Genomic DNA, 22,268 nt, shown 5'->3' on the forward strand with positions numbered 1-22,268 from the left:
GACCAGCCGGCCACGACGGGAAAGGACGGCGCGATGACGACACCGGGAGCGGATCTTCGGCCGGACGGGGCCGCAACGATCCCCGCGGTGCTCCGCAGCACCGCCGACCGACACGGTGCCATCGAGGCTATCGCCGACGACGGCGGAACGCGCCTGGACTACGCCCGGCTGCTCGTGGAGGTCGAACAGGTCGCCGCGGCCCTGCTGGCCCGCGGCCTTCGCCCGGGCGACGTCGTCGCCGTGTGGGCACCCAACTCCGCCCGCTGGGCCGTGGCCGCGCTGGGCTGCCTGCACGTCGGGATCACCCTGGTCCCCGTGAACACCCGCTACCGCGGCGAGGAGGCCCACCACGTGCTGGCGCGCAGCCGCGCGGTGGGGCTGTTCGTCGAGCACGGCTTTCTGGGCCAGGACCACCTCGGCATGCTTCGCGGCGCGGGCCCGCTGCCCGGCCTGCGCACCGTGGTGACGCTGGGCGAGCCCCGTCCGGAGGGCCCGGTCCCGGAGGGCGCCGTCGGCTGGGCCGAGCTCCCGTGGGAGGAGTTCCTGGCGGGGGCGGACAGCTGCCCGCACGGCGCCGTCGCGGCCGCTCGCGACGCCGTCACCCCGGACACGCGCATGCAGGTCATGTTCACCTCCGGCACGACCGGCCGCCCCAAGGGCGTTCCGCATACACACGGCCAGGTCGTCCGCCTCTACACCACCTACACCGGCAACCTCGGGCTCCGCGCCGGCGACCGGTACCTGCTGGTCAACCCGTTCTTCCACAGCTTCGGGCTGCTGGCGGGGCTGCTGTCGTGCCTGGTGCGGGGGGCGACCGCACTGCCGGTGCGGCGGCTCGACCCGCGTTCGGTCCTCGAGCTCATCGAGCGCGAGCGGGTGACCGGCATCCCCGGCCCACCCACCCTCTACGCCACGTTGATGAACGACCCCACACGCCTGCAGCGCGACCTGTCGTCGCTGCGGCTGGCGGTCACCGGCGCGGCCGTCATCCCCTCCGAGCTCATCCGGCGGATGCGCAGCGACCTCGGCTTCCGCGACATCCTCACCGCCTACGGCCTCACCGAGATCACCGGCGTCGCCACGATGTGCCGGCTGGGCGACCCGGACGACCTGGTCGAGTCGACCAGCGGTCGCGCCGTCGACGACGTCGAGGTCGCCATCGACCCGGTGGGCGGCGACGGCAGCGGGGAGATCCTGGTCCGCGGCTACAACGTCATGTCGGGCTACCTCGGCGACCCGGAGGCGGCCACCGCAGCCGCCCTGGACGCCGACGGCTGGCTGCACACCGGGGACATCGGCCATCTCGATGAGGGCGGGAACCTGCACATCACCGGCCGGCTCGGGGACATGTTCATCGTCGGCGGCTTCAACGTCTCGCCTGCCGAGGTCGAGCAGCTGCTGTGCCGGCACCCGGCGGTGTCCGAGGCGGCGGTCGTCGGGGTGCCCGACGAGCGGCTGGGCGAGGTCGGCCGGGCGTTCGTGGTACTGCGGCACGGCGCCGCGCCGTCCACCGAGGAGGAGCTGCTCGCGTGGTGCCGGGAGCGGCTGGCGAACTTCAAGGTGCCGCGCTCGGTGGTGGTCCTGCCCGAGCTGCCTCGCGCGGCGACCGGCAAGGTCGCGAAGGCGGCCCTGCGCGAGCCCGCCCTGAACAAGAACGCCCGGCCGTCGGCCACGCGCTGAGCCCCGGCTGGGAACGAAACGAGAGGAGCGGGGTCCCGCCTGGCGGCAGGGCCCCGCGTGCGCCGATCTGGTCAGGGGCCGGCGACGTCGACCCCGATCGTCAGACTCGACCGACACCTTTCCGAGCAAGCGCTTGGTATAGTCAGGTCCCGGCCGGACGAAGGGACACCTCATGGCACGCGATCGGCTCCCCGCGCCGGATGCCGCGGGCGGCACATCCGTCGCTGCGCCGGCGCGAGGACCGGACCCGGCGGGCCCCCTCAGCGGGTGGTTCGCCACCCACGTGCCGGGCAGCCTGCTCCCGCTGCGGATCGAGGAGCTGTCCGGCGGACGGTCGAACCTGACGCTCGTGGTGACCGATGCGGCCGGCACGCGCCACGTGCTGCGCATGCCACCGCCCGGGCCGGTCCTGGCGACCGCGCACGACGTGCTGCGCGAGGCGCGCATCCTGCGGGCGATCGGGCCTACCGCGGTGCCGGTCCCCCGGGTCGTCGCTGTCTGCGAGGACCCCTCCGTGGCCGGGGCGCCGTTTGTGGTCTCCCGGTTCGCCGAGGGCCGCGTACTGCGCGACGCGGCCTCCGCGTGCGAGGCGCCCGCCGCGTGCCGCGCTGCCAGTGGCCACCAGCTGGTCGGCGCGCTGGCCCGGCTGCACAGCCTGCGGCCCGACGACGTCGGCCTCGGTGACCTCGTGCGCGGCGGCGACTACGTGGACCGGCAGCTGCGCCGCTGGTCGCGCCAGGTGGAGGACGGCGGCGGCGAGTACCGGACCATGTTGCTGGACCTCGCCGGGCGGGTGGGCCGCGCGGTGCCGGCGCAGGAGCGCGTCGCACTCGTGCACGGGGATCCGAAGCTGGACAACTGCATCCTCGACGACGGCGGGGGGCTGCGGGCGATCGTGGACTGGGAGCTCGCGGCGGTGGGCGACCCGGTCGCCGACCTGGCCCTGCTGCTGGCCTACTGGGGCGAGCCAGGCGACGCGGAGGTCGCGCTCCAGGATCCGCCCTCGGGGGTGCCCGGCTTCGCCACCCGCGCCGAGCTCGTCGCCACCTACCGCGAGGTCGCGGGCTGGGAGCCCCGAGGGGTCGAGGCCTACCTGGCGTTCTGCTATTGGAAGCTGGCCTGCATCGTCGCGGGCGTCGTCCAGCGGGAGGCGATTGCCGCCGCACGCACGACGGCCACGCCCGGGCCGGACCTGGTGCCCTTCCGCGCGCAGGTCGAACGGCTCGCCCGGCTCACCGAGGCGGCGCTGGCCGATGGTCGTTGACGGATGTTCGAGTAGGAAGGAGTCGCAGGTGGGTGAAATGACCATCCCCGCGGTCGGGACAGGTGGCACATGACCGTGACTGAGCCAGCATCCCCCCTGGTCGTCGAGGGCCTGGACGGGCTGCGCTCCGCCGTCGGCGCGGAGCTCCGGCCCACCGAGTGGCTCCTGATCGACCAGCCCCGCGTCGACGCCTTCGCCGATGTCACCGGCGACCACCAGTGGATCCACGTCGATCCCGAGCGCGCCCGGGAGTCGCCCTTCGGGTCGACGATCGCGCACGGCTACCTCACGTTGTCGCTGTGCAACTTCTTCCTGCCTCAGATGCTCAGCGTCCGCGGGGTCAGCATGGGAGTGAACTACGGCGCCAACCGGGTCCGCTTCCCGGCCCCGGTCACGGTGGGCTCCCGCATCCGGGGCCGGGGCGAGGTCCTGGCCTGCGACGACGTTCCTGGCGGCGTGCAGGCGACGATCCGGGTGACCGCGGAGATCGAGGGCCGCGCCAAGCCCGGGTGCGTGGTCGAGACCCTCAACCGTTGGATGGCCTGACGTGACCCGGGCTTCAGCACCGACCCCGGCTCAGCTGCCGACCTCGCCTGGACCGACCGGCTGGTCCGCGAGCGAATAGGCACTCGACGCGCTGGCCGTCTCGCTCTAAGCCCAGGGAAGGCCGCCGGCCCGGATCCCGGACCGGCGGCCTTCCTCATGCCCGCACGGGACCCGGGGCGGTGGCACGGCCCAGGGCGGCGCCGAGGGCCAGCGCGTCCGCCATCAGGTCACGCTCCGGATCGAGCGGCATCAGCTTGACGATCGGCCGGGTCACCCCGGCCTCGACGTAGCGGCCCAGGTGCTCGGCGCAGTCCTCGACGCTGCCGTGCACGATCAGGTCATCCACGACGCGATCGGGGACTGCGGCGGTCGCCGCCTTCCGGTCCCCGGCCTCCCACGCCGACCAGGTCGTGGCCAGCAGGTCGCCACGCCCGAGCCAGCGATGGAACGCCGCGTACGCCGGCTGGCTCGCGTAGGTGGAGATCAGCCGGCGGGCGGCCCCCCGGACGACGTCGGTCCGCGGCGACGGGCACACGAAGATCCGGGCCGCGACGTGCGGCACGTCGCTCGCGGCCTTCTCCGCCACGCGGAGCACCGTGCCCACGTCCTCGGCCGAGAGCCAATTCAGCACCAGCCCGTCCGACTCGCGCACCGCCATCTCGATCATCTTCGGACGCAGCGCGGCGACCAGGACCGGCGGCGGCACCGGCGGGGGGCGCTCCAGCCGAAACCCGCGGACCGCGAACGTCTCGAACTCGGTGCTCACCCGCTCCCCGGCCAGCGCCGCACGCAGAAACCTGACCGTATCCCGCACGCGCGCGAGCGGGCGCTCGAACGGCGTCGCGTGCCAGCCCTCGCTCATCGTCGGCGTTGACGCCCCGACACCCAAGAGGAACCGGCCGGGGGCGAGGTCCGCCAGCGCCGCCGCCGTCATCGCCAGCATCCCGGGCCCGCGCGCGAAGACGGACGCGATCGCGGTGCCGAGACCGAGCTCCGGGACGGCGTGCGCGGCCGCCACCAGGGGGGTGAACGCGTCGAACCGCGCCGTCTCGGCCGACCACAGATCGCCGTACCCGGCGTCGCGCAGGGCGCGGGCCGTCCCGGGCACGTCAGTGAGCGGATCCGTCAGCGGGATCGTCATCCCGAACGGGGTCGGCGCTCCCCGGGTCACTGGACGCACCGCCGACTCGGCGAGCGCGCAATGACGCCCGCTTCCGACTGCCCGTAAGCCATCATCGAGACCACCCTCCGCATAAGAACAAGCGCTTGGTTAATCCTTGATGTCCAGCTTGCCCGGGCCTCCGAGAGGACACAAGGCGTCCGGTCGTCGCGCGGCACCCTCTCCGGCCTCTGTCGCCCGTCACCCTTTCCTGAGCGGGGGTGCCCGGGTACGGTCGAGCTAGCGCTTGTTCAAGCCGCGTGCGACGTCGGCGGAGCGGCCATCCAAGGCCCTGCGGCGTCCGGAACGAGGGAGACGATGGTGGGCGGGCTGTTGACCGATCGAGTGATCGCGGTGACCGGTGCGGGTGGCGGCCTCGGCCGTGCGCACGCCTTGGCCCTTGCGGCGGAGGGGGCGCACGTCGTGGTCAACGACCTGGGCTGCGCGGTCGACGGGAGCGGGGCCGATCCGGCCGTCGCCCAGGCCGTCGCGGCCGAGATCACCGAGGCCGGCGGGTCCGCCGTGGCCTCCTCGGCCGACATCGCCACCATGGGCGGCGCGCAGTCGCTGCTCGATCTCGCCCTGGGGCACTACGGCCGGCTCGACGGGCTGGTGAACAGCGCGGGCGTGCTGCGCGACCGGATGTTCGTGAACATGTCCGAGGACGAGTGGGACGGCGCCATCCGCAACCACCTCAAGTCCTTCTTCTGCCCCACCCGGATCGCCGCGGCGTACTGGCGCGACGAGAGCAAGGCCGGTCGCCGGTTCGCCGCGTCGGTGGTGTCGATGTCCTCGACCTCGGGCCTGGTCGGCCAGGTCGGCCAGTCGAACTACGGGGCCGCGAAGGCCGCGATCGCCGGCGCGACGGTCATCCTCGCCCAGGAGCTCGGGCGCTACGGGGTGCGGGTCAACGCGCTGACCCCGGTCGCCCGGACGCGGATGACCGAGGACACCCCAGGCGTGGCGGACCTTGTGCGCGCCCCGGCCGATCCCGCGGAGTTCGACATCTTCGATCCCGCCAACGTCTCCCCGACCGTCGCCTGGCTCGTGTCGGCGGACTGCGACATCACCGGCCGGGTCCTCTACGCCAAAGGTGGCGAGCTGCGCCTCTTCGACGGCTGGCGCTACGTCGGCACCGTCGACGCCGGGCGGCGGATGACGGTGGCGGAGGCGGGCCAGGCGGTCGCCGGGCTGCTGGCCGAGCGCACCGCCGCCAACGGCGCCGGCTCGACCGTCACGGCGGCTACCCATGCGTGAGGCAGACGCCGCGATCCTGACCCAGTCGGTCGGGGCCGGCACGGCGGACCCGCAGTCGTTGCACGGCAAGGTCGCGCTGATCACCGGGGCGGCCCGCGGCCAGGGCCGCAGCCACGCCGTCCGGCTCGCCGAGGAGGGCGCCGACATCATCGCGGTCGACCTGTGCCGGCAGCTGGACTGCGTGCACTGAGGGATGGGCACAGAGGAGGGGCTCGCGGAGACGGTCGCACAGGTCGAGGCGCTCGACCGGCGCGTCCACGCCGGGGTCGCCGACGTCCGCGACCTGGACGGGCTCGCCGCGGTCCTCGACGCCGGGGGCGCGGAGCTGGGCCGTCTCGACGTCGTGGCGGCGAACGCGTCGAGGATCGACCCGGGTGCGGGACGTCCGGCGGCACCGGGCCCCCATCCCGCACCCCACCCCACCAGGGAGATCGCCATGTCCACCGTCCCCCAGCGCCTCACCGGCAAGACGGCCCTCGTCACGGGAGCGGCGTCCGGCATCGGTCGGGCGACGGCCCTGCGCCTCGCGGCCGAGGGCGCCCAGGTCTTCTGCGCCGACATCCAGGCCGAGGCGGGCGAGGCCACCGCGGCCCAGATCCGCGACGCGGGCGGCGACGCCGCTTTCCAAGTGTGCGACGTGAGCGACGAGGCGTCGATCGTGGCCTGCGTCGCCGTAGCCGTCGAGCGCTACGGCAAGCTCGACAACCTCAGCAACATCGCCGGCCTCGGCCACTTCGCCGAGTCGAGCCAGGAGACGCTGGCCGGCTGGAACGAGATCATCGGCATCAACCTCACCGGCACGTTCCTCTTCTGCCGGGAGGCCATCCCCCACCTGCTCGCGACCCGCGGCTCCATCACAAACTGTGCGTCGACGGCCGCCACCAAGGGCCAGCCGTGGAGCGCCGCCTACTCGGCGTCGAAGGGCGGGGTGATCTCACTCACGCAGACCCTCGCCGTCGACTACGGCCGGCAGGGCGTCCGCGTCAACGCCATCGCCCCGGGCGTCGTCGACACACCCATCTCCGGCCAGTTCACGCCGCCCGAAGGCGTCGACGTGTCGCTGATGGACCGGATCATGCCGCTCGACCCCGAGCGCTTCGGCTATCCCGACGAACTCGCCGCCGGCTTCGCCTACCTCGCCTCCGACGACGCCGGCTACGTCAACGGCATCGTCCTGCGCATCGACGGCGGCATGCAGGCGTAGCGGTCGGGCGGGCCGCCCGGCCCGGGCCAGGGGGTGGCTGGTCTACCGCATGATCCGCGACTCGCTCTTCCACTCCCGACCCTGGGGGACTCACTCCGTCGAGGACCGGCACGGGGTGACCAAGGTGATGACCTCGGTCGTGCTTGACGGCGGCGCCGCGCCCGCACGGCGGCGTTCGCCTCCCATCCACCGGGACTGACCGCCGGCGTGAGCTTTCCGACCAAGCGCTTGGTTCATCTCGGTATAGGCTGGCGGTGACTCGCGCAGAAGGAGGGCCCAGTGGCTGAGGCATACCTGGTGGAGGCGGTCAGGTCACCGGTCGGCAGGCGTGGCGGCGGCCTGGCAGGAGTGCACGCGGCCGATCTCGGGGCCGCGGTCCTCACCGCACTGGTCGAGCGCTCCGGGATCGACCCCGCCGCCGTCGAGGACGTCGTGTTCGGCTGCGTGGACACCGTCGGCTCGCAGGCCGGCGACGTCGCCCGCACCTGCTGGCTGGCCGCAGGCCTGCCCGAGGAGGTTCCCGGTGTCACGGTGGACCGCCAGTGCGGATCCTCCCAGCAGGCCGTCCACTTCGCGGCCCAGGCGGTGATGAGCGGCACCGCCGACCTCGTCGTCGCGGGCGGCGTGCAGACCATGAGCAGCATCCCGATCAGCTCGGCGATGACGCTCGCCCAGCCGCTGGGCTTCCCCGACCCGTTCTCGGGATCCACCGGCTGGCGAGCGCGGTACGGCACCCAGGAGATCAACCAGATCCGGTCGGCCGAGATGATCGCCGAGAACTGGGGCATCTCGCGGGAGGACATGGAGGCCTTCGCGGTGACCTCGCACGTGCGGGCGCTGCGGGCGCGCGCCGAGGGCCGATTCGCCCGCGAGATCGTGCCCGTCGCGGGCGTCGAGCACGACGAGGGTCCCCGCGAGCCGAACCTGGAGAAGATCCGCTCGCTCAAGCCGGTCCACGAGGGCGGGATCGTCACCGCGGCCGTGTCCAGCCAGATCTCCGACGGCGCGGCCGCGCTGCTCGTCGCCTCGGCCGACGCCGTGCGCAGGTTCGGGCTCACCCCCCGGGCCCGCATCCACCACCTCTCGGCGCGCGGCGCCGACCCGGTGTGGATGCTGACCGCGCCGATCCCGGCCACCGCTTACGCGCTGGAGAAGACCGGCATGACGCTCGACGACATCGACCTCGTGGAGATCAACGAGGCATTCGCGTCCGTCGCGCAGGCCTGGCTGCAGGAGACGAAGGCGGACCCGGAGAAGGTCAACGTCAACGGCGGCGCGATCGCCCTTGGCCACCCGCTCGGGGCGACCGGTGCCCGGCTGATGACCACCCTGCTGCACGAGCTCGAGCGCACCGGCGGCCGGTTCGGCCTGCAGACCATGTGCGAGGGCGGCGGCCAGGCCAACGTCACCATCCTCGAGCGTCTCGGCTGAGCTCGCGATGACTGACCCCCTGCACCCCTGGGACTTCAAGGGCCGGGCAGTGCTCGTCACCGGCGGCGGGCGCGGGATCGGCCGCGTGATCGCCACCCGGTTCCTCGCCTCTGGTGCGGACGTGATGGTGTGCGGGCGCACCGAGCCCGAGCAGCTGCCGGAGGCGGACGGGCGCACCGCCGCCTTCGTCGCCGCGGACCTGCGTCAGGCGGACCAGGCCGCTGCGGCCGTCCGAGCCGCGGCCGAAGCCTTCGGCGGCCTCGACGTTCTGGTCAACAACGCGGGCGGCTCCCCGGCCGCCGATGCGGCGACGATGTCGACCCGCTTCTTCGACCGGGTCGTCGCGCTGAACCTGCACTCGGCGTTCTACGTGGCGCAGGCCGCCAACGCAGTGATGCAGGAGCGCGGCCGGGGCTGCATCGTCAACATCGGCAGTCTGAGCGGGCACGACCCCAGCCCCGGCACCGCCGCTTACTCCGCGGCCAAGGCGGGGCTGCTGATGCTGACCCGCGCACTGGCCCTGGAGTGGGCGCCCGCCGTGCGGGTGAACCACGTGACGGTGGGGCAGGTCGCGACCGAGGGCATGGCCGACTGGTACGCCTCCGCGGCCGAGGCGGGCGAGGACGTCCTGAAACGCCTCGACCACACGGTCCCGGCCGGGCGCATGGCCTCCCCCGAGGACGTCGCGTCAGCCTGCGTCTACCTGGCGTCGCCGCTGGCCGGCTATGTCAACGGGGCCGACCTCGCGGTCACGGGCGGCGGGGAGTTCCCCGCCCGGTTCCTGGCGTCACTCCCCCCGTCCGCGGCCGGCGGCACCCGCTAGCGCGAGAGCCTCCGAGAACATGCGGCCGCGGGCGCTCGCCGAAGAACGAGCCCCGCCGGGGCCGGTGGCGCTCAGTAGGTCGCCCCCCTCGATCCGCGACGGGCCGGTCCGGCCAGCCCCGCCCGCCTGGCGACGAGCGACCGGACCCAGGCCCGGCCGCCAAAGAGAAGGTCGGTGGAGGTCGCGCGCTTGAAGTAGCGGTGCGCCGGGTGCTCCCAGGTGAAGCCGATCCCGCCGTGGAGCTGGATCATCTCCCCCGCGACCGTCCGGAACGTGTCCGCGCAATACGCCTTCGCCAGCGGGGCCGACACCGCGGCCGACCCGCTGCCGGTACCAGCAGCGAGTCCGGCGGCCCACATCGCGTACCACGCGGTCGACGTCGCCGCCTCGACCAGAACGGCGAGGTCCGCGCAGCGGTGCTGCACCGCCTGGAACGTGCCGACCGGCCGGCCGAACTGCACCCGCGTGCCCAGGTACTCGACCGTGGTGTTGAGGCAGTACCGCGCCGCGCCGGCGCTCTCCACCGCAACGGCGGTGAGCAGCAGGTCGTCCGCGCGCGACGCTGCCGCGGCGTCACCCAGCTCGACGGCGGCGGCGCCGTCGAGCACGATCCGGGCCTGCGGGCGGCTCCGGTCGAGGGTGGGCAGCGTCGTCGACGTCACGCCGGAGGCGGCCGTGCGGACCGCGGCGAGCACCGTCGCACCCTCCACGACCGCCGGGGTGAGCAGCAGGCCGAGGTATGGCCCGTCCACGACGTTCTCCAGCGTCCCGCGCAGCACCAGGCCGTCGGCCGTGCGCGTCGCGCTCGGGTAACCGGCCGCGGGGCCGGGCGTCGCAAGGCCCGCGACCAACTCGCCGGCGGCGATCGCGGGCAGCACCTCGGCCGCGAGGGCGGCACCCGACTCGGCGAGGGCGGTCGCCGCCACCGCCGTCTGCAGGAACGGGACGGGGGTCAGGGCCCGGCCGAGCTCGGCGAGCACGATCCCCAGCTCGATCGACGACGCGCCCGCGCCGCCGTGCTCCTCCGGGACGGTGATCCCGGTCAGCCCCAGCTCGCCGGACAGCCGCTTCCAGATCGTGGAGGCGGGGCCCTCGCCAGCCTCCCGGGAGAGCAGCTCGCGCACCATCAGGCGCAGGTCGCGCTGCTCGTCGCTGAAGGTGACGTCCACTAGACCGGCCCCCGGGGCAAGCCCAGCATCCGCTGGGCGATCACATTGCGCTGCACTTCGTTCGAGCCCCCGTAGATGGTGTCGGAACGGGTGAACAGGAACAGCTGCTGGGCCGGGGTGAGCTCGGCCTCGCCCGGCCCCACCGCGACCGTGCCCGCCGCGCCAAGGACGTCGACGGCCAGCTCGCCGAGCCGCTGGTGCCACGGCGCCCACATCAGCTTCGCGACGTTGGCCTCCGTACCGGGGGTGGCGCCCACAGGTGCGCCGAGGGTCATCACGGCCGTGTGCCGGAGTACCTGCAGCTCCATCCAGGAGTCCAGAAGCCGGTCGGCCGTCGAGGGGTCGTCGGCCGCCCCCGTGGCCCTGGCCATGGCCAGGACCTGCTCGAACTCCCGGGCGAAACCCATCTGCTGGCCGAAGGTCGACACCCCGCGCTCGATGGCCAGGGTGCCCATCGCGACCTTCCACCCCTCCCCCGGCGCGCCGACGACGTCGTCGGCGGCGGCGCGGGCGTCGTCCAGGAAGACCTCGTTGAACTCCGACGTGCCGGTGAGCTGCACGATCGGCCGGACGTCAACGCCCGGCTGGTCCATCGGCACGAGCAGATAGGACAGCCCACGGTGCCGGGACGACGCGGGCTCGGTGCGGGCCAGCACGAAACACCAGTCGGCCTCGGTGGCGAGCGAGGTCCACACCTTCTGCCCGTCGATGTGCCACTCGCGGTCGCGGAGCACGGCCCGGGTGGAGACCGCGGCCAGGTCCGATCCCGCGCCGGGCTCGGAGTAGCCCTGGCACCACAGCTGGGTGCCGTCGAGGATCCCGGGCAGGAAGCGCCTGCGCTGCTCGGGCGTGCCGAACATCAGCAGCGTCGGGCCGAGCAGCTGCTCGCCGATGTGCCCGACCCGGCCGGGCGCGCCCGCCCTGGCGTACTCCTCGTAGAAGATCACCTGCCGTTCCCACGACAGGCCGCGCCCGCCGTCGGACTCCGGCCAGCCGAGCCCGATCCAGCCGTCGCGGCCCAGGCGCCGCTCCCAGGCCTTTCGGGCCTCGAGGTGCTCGTGCTCGCGGCCGGGCCCGCCCGCACCGACCAGCTCGGCGAACTCCCCGGTGAGGTTGGCGGCGAGCCAGGTGGCCACCTCGGCGCGGAAGGCCTCGTCCGCCGCGGAGAACCGGAGGTCCACGTCAGGCCCCGTATACCGGCGTCGGCGGCTCGGCCTCGGCGAGCAGGTCCAGCACCGCCTTGCCGGCCTCGGCGACCTCCCAGCGGCGGTCGAGCTCGCGGCGCACGCCGTAGCGCCAGCCGTCGGCGAGGCCGATCCGGCCGCCCTCGACCTCGAAGACCCGGCCGGACACGCCACCGGCCTCCGCCGAGCCCAGCCAGACCACCAGCGGCGAGACGTTCTCGGGGGCCATCGCGTCGAACCCGGCTCCCTGCGTCGCCATCATGTCGGCGAACACCGCCTCGGTCATCGGGGTCCGGGCGGCTGGGGCGAGCGCGTTGGCGGTGACCCCGTAGCGGCCCAGCTCCGCGGACGCGACGAGCGTGAGGCCGACGACCCCGGCCTTGGCCGCGGTGTAGTTGCCCTGCCCGATGCTGCCCATCAGGCCCGCGCCGGAGCTGGTGTTGACGATCCGCCCGCTCACCGGCCTGCCCGCTTTCGCCTGGGCCCGCCAGTACGCCGCGGCGTGCCGGAGCGGGCAGAAGTGGCCCTTCAGGTCGACCTTCACCACCAGATCCCACTCCTGCTCGCTCATCCCGACGAGCATGCGGTCACGCACCAGCCCGGCGTTGTTCACCAGCACGTGCAGGTCCCCGAAGCGATCCACGGCGGTCCGCACGAGCGACTCGGCGTACTCCCAGTCCGAGACGTCCCCGGACGTGGCCACCGCCGAGCCACCGGCTGCGGTGATCTCCGCCGCGACGGTCTCGGCCGCCGGCCCGACGTCGTTGACCACCACGTCGTAGCCCTCCGCCGCGAAGGCGTGGGCGTGCGCCCGGCCGAGACCCTGGCCGGCCCCGGTCACGATGACGACCCGTCCCATCACGAGCTCCCTTCAGAACTGCGCCGGGCGTCGCGCATGCTGCGCGCGTCCTGCCCACCGAGCGAGTCCGACCCGACCTCGGCGTTGTGCGCGTGCGCCAGGTGGTGCAGGCCGAACACCGAGTCCATCCCGGCGGCCTGGCCCATCAGGTCCTCGGCCTGGTTGACGGCCTTCTTGGTGAGCGCAAGCCCGAGCCTGGGCATGGCCGCGATCCGCTGCGCGATCGAGAACGTGTACTCGTCCAGCTCGGCGCGCGGCACGACGTGGTTGACCATGCCCCAAGACAGGGCCCGCTGCGCGTCGATCCGCTCACCCAGGTAGAGGAACTCCTTGGCCTGCCGCGGCCCCATCACCCACGGGTGGGCGAAGTACTCGACACCCGGAATGCCCATCCGCACGACCGGGTCGGCGAAGAACGCGTCGCCGGAGGCGACGATGAAGTCGCAGACCCAGGCGAGCATCAGACCGCCGGCGATGCAGGCGCCCTGCACCTGGGCGATCAGCGGCTTCGGCAGCTCCCGCCAGCGCCGGCACATGCCCAGGTAGACCTCCGACTCGCGGGCCAGCCGCGACTCGGCGCCGGACTTGCCGACGTGGTCCCACCACAGCCCGGCGCGGCGCGGGAACGACGTGTCGACGTCGCGACCAGGCGTACCGATGTCGTGGCCTGCGCTGAAGTGCTTGCCCGCGCCGCGCAGGATGATCGCCGACACGGCGTCGTCCTCGGCCGCGCGGTAGAACGCCTCGTCGAGGGCGTAGGTCATCGCCGAGTTCTGCGCGTTGCGGAACTCGGGCCGGTTCATCGTGACCAGGGCGACGGCGCCGGACTTCTCGTACCGGACGACCGGCTCGGCCGTCTCCTGCTGGGCCGCGGCGCCCGGTGCGGGTTCGGTGGCGGTCATCGGGTCTTCCTCTCTCCTGGCGGATGGTGCGCCCGTGGGGTCGCGTCAGCGGGCCGGGGGCAGGCCGAGGGCGTCGCCGTACGCGGCGCGGTGCTCCCCAGCGGTCCCCCACGCGGCGGCGAGGGCCCACGTCCGCTTGGCGTAGAGCTGCAGGTCGTACTCGTCGGTGTAGCCGATCGCGCCGTGACACTGGATCGCGGTGCGAGACACCGTGTCCGCGGCGTCCGACGCGAACGCCTTCGCCATCGACACGGCCATGGCGGTGTCCGGCCGCTCCGCCGCGGGGTCGGCGTCGACGGCGAGACCGGCGCGGCGCACCGCGGGCTCGGCGAAACGGACTCCGAGCAGGGCGTCGGCGAGGTGGTGCTTGACCGCCTGGAAGCTGCCGACGGGCACCCCGAACTGGTGGCGCTGCGTGACGTAGCCGACGGTCATCTCCAGCTGCCGCTCGGCCAGCCCGACCAACTGGGCGGCGGTACCGAGCGCCCCGCGCAGCCGGGCGGCGCGCACCGCACCGGGATCGGCGGTCATGGCCGCCCCGGCGCTCGGATCCACCCGGGCGAGCGGCCGGGACCCGTCGACGCTCGGCAGCTGCTCCGCGCCCTGGGCCGGCTGCGCGAGCAGGCGGGCCGCTCCCGCGGTGTCGAGCAGCAGGGCATGGCCCGACGACCCGGTCCACGGCACGGGCTCGCCTGCGAGAGCCGCGGTGACCACTGCGTCCCCCGCGGCGATTCGGCCGGCGAGCTCGTCGTGGCCACTGCCGGCGAGCAGCAGCGGGACCGCGACGAGCGCGGTCTCGACGACGGGTGCGGGCACGCCCGCGCGACCGGTCTCGAGCAGGGCCGGCAGCAGGTCGCTGACCGTGAGCCCGAGCCCACCCGCCCCCTCCGGCACAAGCGCGCCGGGCAGGCCCAGCTCCGCCAGGGCGGACCAGAGCGCGTCCGGCCCGTTGGCACCGGGCTTCTCCCAGGCGGCCCGGACGACAGTTGGCGGGCAGTGCCGGTCCAGCACCTCCCGGGTGCCCTCGGCGAGCTCACGCTGCAGCTCGGTGGGACTGAAGTCCACGACTACCTCCCGGCCCGTGGCAGGCCAAGCACCCGTTCGGCCACGACGTTGCGCTGGATCTCGTTGGTCCCGGCGTAGATCGGCCCGGCGAGGGCGAACTGGAAGCCGCGGCTCCACTGCTCGTCGACACCGGCCTCCGCGCCTCGCAGGGCCAGCGCCGTGCGGTGGGTGAGCACGTCCAGCTCCGACCACCAGATCTTGTTCAGGCTCGACTCCGCACCCGCGGGCCTGCCCTTCACCAGGTCGCTGACCTGCGACAGGGTGAACAGCTGGTAAGCCTCGGCCCGCATGCACGCCTCGACGACGTCCTCCCGGAGCCGACCGGAGAGCCGCTCGGGGTGCGCCACTGCGAGGTCGCGCAGCCGCCGGGTGGACTCCAGGAACCGGCCGGGTGGGCGCAGCGTGAGCCCGCGCTCGGAGCCGGTGGTGGCCATCGCGACCGACCAGCCCTTGCCGACCCCGCCCAGCACCGCGGAGTCGGGGACGAACACGTCGTCGAGGAAGACCTCGGCGAAGCCCTCGTCACCGTCGAGCCTGCCGAAGCCGCGCACCGCCACGCCCTCGGCGTCGAGTGGCACCAGAAAGTAGGTCAACCCCTTGTGCCGGACCGACTCGGGGTCGGACCGGAACAGCCCGAACAGGTGGGTGCAGAACGCTCCGCGGGTGGTCCAGGTTTTCTGCCCGGACAGCCGCCACCCGCCGTCGACCCGGCTCGCCCGGCTGCTGAGGTCGGCGAGGTCCGAGCCCGCGCCCGGCTCCGACCAGCCCTGGCACCACAGGTCCTGCGCGGCGGCCATCCGAGGCAGCAGGGTGTCCTGCTGCCCCGGGGTGCCGAACTCGAACAGCGTCGGGGCGAGCAGGAAGACGCCGTTCTGCGTGACCCGCTGCGGCGCGCCCGCCCGGTAGTACTCCTCCTCGAAGATCAGCCACTCCCACAGCGAGGCGTCCCGCCCGCCGTAGCGCTCGGGCCACGAGACCACCGACCAGCGGGCGTCGAACAGCCGGCGCTCCCAGTCCAGGTGCGCGGTGAAGCCCTCCCGGGTGTCGCCGGAGGGCAGCGGGGTGTCCGGCACGTTGACGGTGAGCCACTCGCGCGCCTCCGCGCGGAACGCCTCCTCCGCCTCGCTCCAGATCAGGTCCATGCCGGCCCCGTCAGCGCCCGAACGTGTTGCGGACCTCGTCCGCGACACCGGAGAGGTTCAGCTCGAAGGTGAAGCCCTGCTCGTAGCGGTAGCTGCGCTTCACGTCCCACGGGTCGATGCCGTTGAGCGACTCCTTCGCGGCCCTGATGATCGGCGACGACTTGGCGGCGATCTCGCCGCCAAGGTCGAGCGCCGTCGCGCGCAACTGCTCGCGCGGGACGACGCTGTGCACCGAGCCGAAGGCGTGCAGCTGGGCTGCGGTGGCCGGCTTGGCGGTGTAGACCATCGCGCGCATCAGGTGCTGGGGTACCAGCCGGGACAGGTGCGTCGCGGCGCCGAGCGCCCCGCGGTCGACCTCCGGCAGCCCGAAGGTGGCGTCCTCGCTCGCGACGATCACATCGGAGTTGCCGACCAGGCCGACCCCGCCGCCCAGGCAGAAGCCGTGCACGGCTGTGACCACCGGGACCGGGCAGTCGTAGACCGCGGCGAACGCCGCGGAACAGCCGCGGTTCACCCCGATCAACGCCGAGTTGTCCGGGCAGGCCTGCAGCTCCTTGATGTCCACCCCGGCGTTGAAGCCGCGGCCCTCGGCGCGCAGGACCACGACGTGCGTCGCGGGATCGGCGCCCGCCGCAGTGAGAGCGTCGGCGAGGGCGAACCAGCCCGCCGCGGTCAGCGCGTTGACCGGCGGCGCGTCCATCACTACCTCGACGACGCCCGGGCTTGCGGTGGACACGGTGATGCCGTGGTTGGCGGTCCCGGCGCGGGCGGTGTCGGTACTCATCGGAGGAGTTCCTCTCAGGGGTGCTGGCTGGAGACCGAGACGACCTCGCCGGTCATGTAGTTCGCGTAGTCGCTGGCCAGGAACGCGATCACGCTGGCCACCTCCCATGGCTCCGCGGCGCGGCCGAACGCCTCCCGGCTCGCGAGCTCGTCGAGCAGCTCCTCGGTCGTGGTCCGCGCGAGGAACTCGTGGGCGGCGATGCTGGGCGACACGGCGTTGACCCGGATGCCCAGGTGGGCGACGTCGAGCGCGGAGCAGCGGGTGAGCGCCATGACCCCGGCCTTCGCCGCGGCGTAGTGCGCCTGCTCCTTCTGGGCCCGCCAGCCGATCACCGAGGCGTTGTTGACGATCACCCCGGAGCGCTGCTCGGCCATCTGCTTCAGCGCCGCCCTGGTGCAGCGGAACGTGCCGTTCAATGTCACGTCGAGCACCCGCAACCACTGCTCGTCGGTCATCTCCAGCACGCTCGCGCTGCCACCGAGACCGGCGTTGTTGACCAGTACGTCGAGCCGGCCGAACGTCTCCACCGTGGCTGCGATCATCCGCTGGACCTGGTCCTCGATGGTGACGTCGCAGGGGATGGCGAACGGCTTCTCCCCCGTGACCTCGGCGAGGGCCTCGGCCGTCTCGGCGAGCCGGCGTTCGTGCCGGTCGCTGATCGCGACCCGGGCGCCCTCCTGCAGGCAGCGCCGCGCGGTGGCCGAGCCGATGCCAGTGCCGGCGGCAGCGGTCACCAGGACGGTCTTGCCCGCGAGCAGGCCGTGCCCGGCAGGCGGCTCGGGGACGGACGGGACACCCCGTGTCACTGGGCCGCTCATGCGTTCCCTCCCAACGAGCCCAGCCGGGCAAGCGTCTTCTCGGCCTCGGCCATGATGCGCTCGATCAGCTCGGCGCAGGAGGGCAGCTCGTCGATCAGGCCGGCCACCTGGCCGCTGGCGAGGCTGCCGACGTCGACCCGGCCCTCGACCATGCCGGTGCGGATCATCATCGGGGTGTTGGCGGCCATCAGCAGCTGGCGCCAACTCAGCTCCCGCTGCTTGCGCATGGCGATGCCCTGGCGGACGATTTCGGGCCAGCTCGAGCCGACCGCCTGCTTGAGGGCGACGGCGCTGCGGACCGAGCGGGCCAGCGCCCGCGGGCTCTGGCCACCCTCGGCGGTGAGCCGCTCCACCATCGGCGTGCGCAGCACCCGCTGGGGCACGCCGTCGATCAGGTCGGTGACGACGGTGCCCTCCACCCCGGCGTCGAGGTAGGCCTGCTTGACCCGCCGCGGGACGGTGCTGTCGGAGGTGAGCAGGAACCGGGTGCCCATCGCGATCGCGTCGGCGCCGTAGGCCAGCGCCGCGACCAGGCCGCGGCCGTCAAAGAACCCGCCCGCCGCGATCACCGGGATGTCAACGGCGTCGACGACCTGCGGCAGCAGCAGGCTGGTCGGCACCTTGCCGGTGTGCCCGCCGCCCTCGCCACCCTGCACCAGCACCGCGTCGGCACCCCACGCGGCGACCTTCTCCGCGTGCCGGCGCGCGCCGATCGAGGGGATCACGGTGATCCCGGCGTCCTTGAGCAGGCCGAACACCCGCTGCTGTGGAGCTAGGGCGAACGAGGCCACCAGGACCTTCTCCGAGATCAGCGCCTTGGCCCGCTCCTCGACGTCCGGCGCCGTGCCGACCAGGTTCACGCCGAACGGGGCGTCCGTGCGCTCCTTGATCGCGTGGATGCCGGCGAGCATCTCCGCGAGCGAGAGGGTGCCGCTGGCGAGGATGCCCAGCCCGCCCGCGTTCGCGGTCGCGGCAGTCAGTTCCGGCCCGGACACCCAGCCCATCCCGGTCTGCACGACCGGATACCGCACCCCGATGAGGTCGGTGATCCGAGTGCGCAGGGCGGTCATCGCGGCTTCACCTCACGCTCGCGCAGGCCCTTAGGATCGATGACCTCCCGAATGAGCCGCAGCTCCTCGGCCGTCGGCAGCGGGGTGGTGACGACCTCGTCGGCCATCGCCAGCTCGAACCCGGTCGCCTCGACGACCTCGTCCACCGTGACGCCGGGATGGGTCGAGACCAGCCGCATCGCACCGTCCGGGCCGCCGAAGTCCAGCACGGCCAGATCGCTGACCACCCGGCGCAGATCCAGGAACTCCTGGGCAGTGGGGCCTGCGGCCGCCGCCCGGTCGTAGCCGATCCCGCACACGACGTCGACCTTGTCCACGAACACCCGCGGGCGGTGCTTGCGCACCCAGTAGCTGGTGGGGTGGTTGACGGTGTTGCCCGGCGCCCCGCGCATCCCGAGCAGCGCCCGCTCGGGCCGGTCGAAGTCACCGATCGCCGAGATGTTCGCGTTGCCGAACCGGTCGAGCTGGACCGGCCCCATCATGACGTGCCGCTTGCCCGCCCAGCAGACGTCGAACACGGCACGGTAGGGCAGCCAGCCCTCGATCTCCGGCGGGTCGTCGCCGACCGCCCACACGCCACCGGCCAGGGACGCCTCTCCGTCGGAGAGCAGCAGGTCCGGATCCGTGGTTGCCCGGGCGAGCCGGGCCGCGATCGACGGGATGAGCGTGATCGGGCTGGCGAGGATCTCGCCGTCGCCCTCCCAGGCCCGCGCGCATGCCACGGCGCAGATCTCCGCCAGGGTGGCGGCCTCGGCCGGGCTCGCGGCGCCGTTGTTCGCGCCGGTCTCGATCACCTCGGTCATGCCGTCGCCCCCACGGTCTCCTGGTACTGCTTCTCGTCGCTCGACAGGTAGCGGGACACGAACGCCTCCCAAGCCTGTGGGTTCGCGGCGGCCTCGGCGTACTCCCGTTGGAACGGCTCGTCGCGCCCGTAGTCAGGCTCGCAGGACGTGAAGTGCGCGCCGTTCGGGGCGTGCACCACCCCGTGGGTGTGCCAGCGCTGGATCAGCAGGCTCTGCGGCGGCCCGCCGGCGAGCAGTTCGCCGGTCGGCACGATCCGCTCCGCGGAGACGTACGCCCGGTCCGCGGCCTGACAGAACAGGTCGTCGAAGTAGGGGTCGATCCCCAGGTACTGGGCGTTGCCCGCGGCGTCGGCGCGGTTCATGTGCACCAGCGCCGCGTCGAGCCTCAGGGCCGGCATGGCCAGCAGCTCCTCCTCGCCGTAGGGCGAGCGCACGGTGCGCAGGTCCGGGTTGGACCGCAGCACGTCCGACGCGAGCCCCGCGCGGATGGGCAGGAAGGGCAGCCGGTTGGCCGCGGCCCGCAGCCCCCACTGGAGCATGCCCTCGTCGTACTCGGTGAACCGCACCCCGCCCCGCTCCCGGGCCGCCCGGAAGTGCGGCTCGAGCGGGATCGAGTCCAAGGAGACGAAGCCGTAGACGAGGTGGGAGATCTTGCCCGCCGCCAGCAGCAGCCCGATGTCCGGGCCCCCATAGCTCACGACGGTCAGGTCGGTCACGTCCGACCGCAGCAACGCTCTGACCAGCGACATCGGCTTACGCCTCGAGCCCCAGCCGCCGATCCCGATCGTCATCCCGGAGCTCAACCGGGAGACGACGTCGGCTTCAATCATGAGTTTGTCGGCCATGCCAGCACTCCGTTCCACGCCTCGTGGCGTCGACCCGCAGAGTATATGAACAAGCGCTTGGTTGAAAGGCGGCACGGACGAGGGAACCGTGGGACGAGCCCGCGACGGTAGCCGGGTGACCGGTCACCGGCAGCGCCGACTCCCGCTCGTCGAGACGCCCGGATGCGCACGGCCGCGAGTCGGAACACCCGACGTGCTACCTTGCAAGCAAGCGCTTGACTCAACCTCAACTCGTGCCCTACTGATCGGGGAGTACACGTGGCCCCACAACAGGACCGCAAGTCGGCAATCCTTCGCAGCTCAGCGGACCTCTTCGCGCGTCAGGGCGTCGCGTCGACCACCGTCCGACAGATCGCCGACGAGGTGGGCGTGCTCTCCGGCAGCCTCTACCACCATTTCCCGTCGAAGGATGCGATCGTCAACGAGATCGTGACGACGTATCTCGAGCACCTGCGCGGCCGCTACCGGGAGGTCCTCAGCGCGAACCTGTCGCCCCGCGACCGGCTCGAAGAGCTCATCACCGCGTCGCTGCTGGCCGCCGACGCAGAGCCGAACGCTTCGATCATCTACCAGAACGAGATGAACTACCTCCGCGAGATGCCGCAGTACGAGGCGGTGAAGGCGGCGGCCGCGGAGGTCCAGCAGACCTGGCTGGCCGTGATCGAGGAGGGTCGGGCGGACGGCTCGTTCCGCACCGACATCGAGCCGCGGGTCTTCTACCGCTTCGTCCGCGACGCCGTCTGGCTGTCCGTGCGCTGGTACCGCCCCGAGGGCCCGTACACGATCGAGCGGCTCGCCGCGGACTGCGCGTCGATCTTCCTTGACGGCTACGCGGCGTTCGACCTGGATTGATCCGGGCCGACCCGCGGGGCGGCCCGGTGCAGGCCCGCCCCCGGAGGGTCAGCGTGCGGCGCAGCGGACCGGGACGACGTGCGGACCGGCGATCACACCCCCGATCGAGTGGTGGGCGATGTCGGTGACGCGTTAACCGACGCGCTCGATCACCAGCGCCATGCCCTGGCCGCCCGCCGCGCACATGGTGACCACGCCGACCTCGGCGTCCGCATCCTGCAGCCCGTGCAGCAGGGTGGTCGTCAGGCGGGCGCCGGTCTGACCGAACGGATGACCCAGGGCGATGGCGCCGCCGTGCACGTTCACGCGGTCCACGCCGACCTCGATCTTGTCCAGGCACGGCAGCACCTGCGCCGCGAACGCCTCGTTGACCTCCATCAGGTCGACGTCGCCGATCGTCATGCCCGCGTGCGCCAGCGCGCGCTCCACTGCGGCCACCGGACCGAGCCCCATTATCTCCGGGCTCAGCGCGGATACACCGGTCGCGACTACCCGGGCGAGCGGGGTGATCCCCAGCTCCGCGGCGCGGGTGTCGGACATGAGCACCAGCGCGGCCGCCCCGTCGTTGAGCGGGCAGCAGTTGCCGGCGGTCACGGTCCCGTCCTCGCGGAACACGGGCGCGAGCCCGGCCAGCTTCTCCACCGTGACGCCGGCGCGCGGGCCGTCGTCCGCCACGACCACCGAGCCGTCGGGCAGGGTGACGGGGGTGATGTCGCGGGCGAAGAACCCGGAGGCGATCGACGCCTCCGCTCGGTTCTGGCTCAGCGCGGCGAACTCGTCCTGCGCGGCGCGGGAGACCCTGCACAGGCCGGCGACGTTCTCGGCGGTCTCCCCCATGGCGACGTACAGGTCGGGGAGGTGACCGTCGAGCCGCGGGTCCTTCCACGGCTCGCCATCCACCCGCCGGCGCTCGGTGCACTCCGTGGCCTCGGCGAACACCGGGTTGCGGGTGTCCGGCATCCCGTCGGACTTGCCGCGCGCGTACCGCGAGACGCACTCGACCCCGGCGGAGACGACGACGTCGGCCTCGCCGACCCGGATCGCGTGTGCGGCCGTCCGGGTGGTCTGCAAGCTCGACGCGCAGTAGCGCTGGACGGTCGCGCCCGGCACGGCGTCGAGCCCCAGCAGCACGGCGACCGCGCGGCCGAGTCCGTACCCCTGCTCGCCCGCGGGCTGTCCGCACCCCATCTGGAGGTCGTCGATCTCGCCGGGATCGAGCGCCGGGACCTGGTCGAGCGCCGCGCGGACCAACTGCGCGGCGAGGTCGTCCGGTCGCATGTCGCGCAACGATCCCTTGTAGGCCCGGCCGATGGGCGACCGCGCAGCCGCGACGATCACGGCCTGCGGCCCGCCAGCGGAAACCCCCATGTTGACCTCCCCTAACCAACCAATCGCTTGCTTCGGTCCGACC

General features: G+C 73.1%; 22 protein-coding genes. 9 read left to right on the forward strand and 13 right to left on the reverse strand.

The window, feature by feature from the left end; genetic code table 11:
- Positions 1-33: 33 nt before the first annotated feature.
- The 3 genes from ABD143_RS16385 (at position 34) to ABD143_RS16395 (ending at position 3,490) form a co-directional block, all read left to right on the forward strand.
- Positions 34-1,680, forward strand: coding sequence for a FadD3 family acyl-CoA ligase (locus ABD143_RS16385; RefSeq protein WP_343978364.1), 1,647 nt, complete (start codon positions 34-36; stop codon positions 1,678-1,680).
- Between the two features lie 172 nt (positions 1,681-1,852).
- Positions 1,853-2,944 carry a phosphotransferase family protein gene (locus ABD143_RS16390; protein ID WP_343978367.1) on the forward strand — a complete coding sequence of 364 codons (1,092 nt, stop codon included), beginning with the start codon at positions 1,853-1,855 and terminating at the stop codon, positions 2,942-2,944.
- Between the two features lie 75 nt (positions 2,945-3,019).
- Entirely contained in the window at positions 3,020-3,490 is a 471-nt protein-coding gene (locus tag ABD143_RS16395; protein ID WP_343978369.1) for a MaoC family dehydratase, read from the forward strand.
- 154 nt (positions 3,491-3,644) lie between these two features.
- Here the strand turns inward: ABD143_RS16395 and ABD143_RS16400 are convergent, their stop codons facing one another.
- Positions 3,645-4,631, reverse strand: a complete 987-nt coding sequence (locus ABD143_RS16400) for an LLM class F420-dependent oxidoreductase (RefSeq protein ID WP_343978371.1) — start codon at positions 4,629-4,631, stop codon at positions 3,645-3,647.
- A 351-nt stretch (positions 4,632-4,982) separates the two neighbouring features.
- Here ABD143_RS16400 and ABD143_RS16405 point away from each other — a divergent pair, with 351 nt between their 5' ends.
- The 5 genes from ABD143_RS16405 (at position 4,983) to ABD143_RS16425 (ending at position 9,364) form a co-directional block, all read left to right on the forward strand.
- Positions 4,983-5,906: an SDR family NAD(P)-dependent oxidoreductase gene (locus ABD143_RS16405; protein WP_343978373.1), complete on the forward strand. Its 924-nt coding sequence runs from the start codon at positions 4,983-4,985 to the stop codon at positions 5,904-5,906.
- A complete protein-coding gene (locus tag ABD143_RS16410; protein WP_343978375.1) occupies positions 5,899-6,096 on the forward strand; it encodes a hypothetical protein in 198 nt (65 codons plus the stop codon). Before ABD143_RS16405 ends, ABD143_RS16410 begins: the two co-directional genes overlap by 8 nt.
- A 3-nt stretch (positions 6,097-6,099) precedes the next feature.
- Positions 6,100-7,110, forward strand: a complete 1,011-nt coding sequence (locus ABD143_RS16415; protein WP_343978378.1) for an SDR family NAD(P)-dependent oxidoreductase — start codon at positions 6,100-6,102, stop codon at positions 7,108-7,110.
- A 279-nt stretch (positions 7,111-7,389) separates the two neighbouring features.
- The gene (locus ABD143_RS16420; protein ID WP_343978381.1) at positions 7,390-8,541 is read left to right on the forward strand and encodes an acetyl-CoA C-acetyltransferase; all 1,152 of its coding nucleotides are present in this window, start codon (positions 7,390-7,392) and stop codon (positions 8,539-8,541) included.
- A 7-nt stretch (positions 8,542-8,548) separates the two neighbouring features.
- Positions 8,549-9,364: an SDR family oxidoreductase gene (locus ABD143_RS16425; protein WP_343978384.1), complete on the forward strand. Its 816-nt coding sequence runs from the start codon at positions 8,549-8,551 to the stop codon at positions 9,362-9,364.
- Positions 9,365-9,435: 71 nt separating this feature from the next.
- On the opposite strand, the gene ABD143_RS16430 is transcribed toward ABD143_RS16425, so the two are convergent.
- Genes ABD143_RS16430 through ABD143_RS16480 form a run of 11 tightly spaced genes read right to left on the reverse strand, consistent with a single transcriptional unit; the run spans position 9,436 to position 20,005 of the window.
- Positions 9,436-10,533 carry an acyl-CoA dehydrogenase family protein gene (locus ABD143_RS16430; RefSeq protein WP_343978387.1) on the reverse strand — a complete coding sequence of 366 codons (1,098 nt, stop codon included), beginning with the start codon at positions 10,531-10,533 and terminating at the stop codon, positions 9,436-9,438.
- Positions 10,533-11,714, reverse strand: a complete 1,182-nt coding sequence (locus tag ABD143_RS16435; protein WP_343978390.1) for an acyl-CoA dehydrogenase family protein — start codon at positions 11,712-11,714, stop codon at positions 10,533-10,535. The genes ABD143_RS16430 and ABD143_RS16435 overlap by 1 nt, the downstream gene beginning before the upstream one ends.
- A 1-nt stretch (position 11,715) precedes the next feature.
- The gene (locus tag ABD143_RS16440; RefSeq protein WP_343978393.1) at positions 11,716-12,576 is read right to left on the reverse strand and encodes an SDR family oxidoreductase; all 861 of its coding nucleotides are present in this window, start codon (positions 12,574-12,576) and stop codon (positions 11,716-11,718) included.
- A complete protein-coding gene (locus ABD143_RS16445) occupies positions 12,576-13,478 on the reverse strand; it encodes an enoyl-CoA hydratase (RefSeq protein ID WP_343978396.1) in 903 nt (300 codons plus the stop codon). The genes ABD143_RS16440 and ABD143_RS16445 overlap by 1 nt, the downstream gene beginning before the upstream one ends.
- A gap of 45 nt (positions 13,479-13,523) precedes the next feature.
- Positions 13,524-14,543 (reverse strand): acyl-CoA dehydrogenase family protein, encoded by a 1,020-nt coding sequence (locus ABD143_RS16450; RefSeq protein ID WP_343978399.1) that lies wholly within the window; start codon positions 14,541-14,543, stop codon positions 13,524-13,526.
- Positions 14,544-14,545: 2 nt separating this feature from the next.
- A complete protein-coding gene (locus ABD143_RS16455) occupies positions 14,546-15,685 on the reverse strand; it encodes an acyl-CoA dehydrogenase family protein (RefSeq protein ID WP_343978402.1) in 1,140 nt (379 codons plus the stop codon).
- A gap of 10 nt (positions 15,686-15,695) precedes the next feature.
- Positions 15,696-16,427, reverse strand: a complete 732-nt coding sequence (locus ABD143_RS16460; RefSeq protein ID WP_343979098.1) for an enoyl-CoA hydratase family protein — start codon at positions 16,425-16,427, stop codon at positions 15,696-15,698.
- Positions 16,428-16,483: 56 nt separating this feature from the next.
- The gene (locus tag ABD143_RS16465) at positions 16,484-17,287 is read right to left on the reverse strand and encodes an SDR family oxidoreductase (protein WP_343978405.1); all 804 of its coding nucleotides are present in this window, start codon (positions 17,285-17,287) and stop codon (positions 16,484-16,486) included.
- Positions 17,284-18,348: an NAD(P)H-dependent flavin oxidoreductase gene (locus ABD143_RS16470; RefSeq protein ID WP_343979101.1), complete on the reverse strand. Its 1,065-nt coding sequence runs from the start codon at positions 18,346-18,348 to the stop codon at positions 17,284-17,286. The genes ABD143_RS16465 and ABD143_RS16470 overlap by 4 nt, the downstream gene beginning before the upstream one ends.
- Positions 18,349-18,353: 5 nt before the next feature.
- On the reverse strand, positions 18,354-19,160 hold the full coding sequence (locus ABD143_RS16475; RefSeq protein ID WP_343978408.1) for a CoA-transferase subunit beta: 807 nt from the start codon (positions 19,158-19,160) through the stop codon (positions 18,354-18,356).
- Positions 19,157-20,005 carry a CoA transferase subunit A gene (locus ABD143_RS16480; protein ID WP_343978411.1) on the reverse strand — a complete coding sequence of 283 codons (849 nt, stop codon included), beginning with the start codon at positions 20,003-20,005 and terminating at the stop codon, positions 19,157-19,159. The genes ABD143_RS16475 and ABD143_RS16480 overlap by 4 nt, the downstream gene beginning before the upstream one ends.
- Positions 20,006-20,263: 258 nt before the next feature.
- Here ABD143_RS16480 and ABD143_RS16485 point away from each other — a divergent pair, with 258 nt between their 5' ends.
- Entirely contained in the window at positions 20,264-20,857 is a 594-nt protein-coding gene (locus tag ABD143_RS16485; protein ID WP_343978414.1) for a TetR/AcrR family transcriptional regulator, read from the forward strand.
- 132 nt (positions 20,858-20,989) lie between these two features.
- On the opposite strand, the gene ABD143_RS16490 is transcribed toward ABD143_RS16485, so the two are convergent.
- Positions 20,990-22,225 (reverse strand): acetyl-CoA C-acetyltransferase, encoded by a 1,236-nt coding sequence (locus tag ABD143_RS16490; RefSeq protein ID WP_343978417.1) that lies wholly within the window; start codon positions 22,223-22,225, stop codon positions 20,990-20,992.
- Positions 22,226-22,268: the final 43 nt, after the last annotated feature.

This window comes from Pseudonocardia aurantiaca, from assembly GCF_039526725.1.
GTDB classification, from domain to species: Bacteria; Actinomycetota; Actinomycetes; order Mycobacteriales; family Pseudonocardiaceae; genus Pseudonocardia; species Pseudonocardia aurantiaca.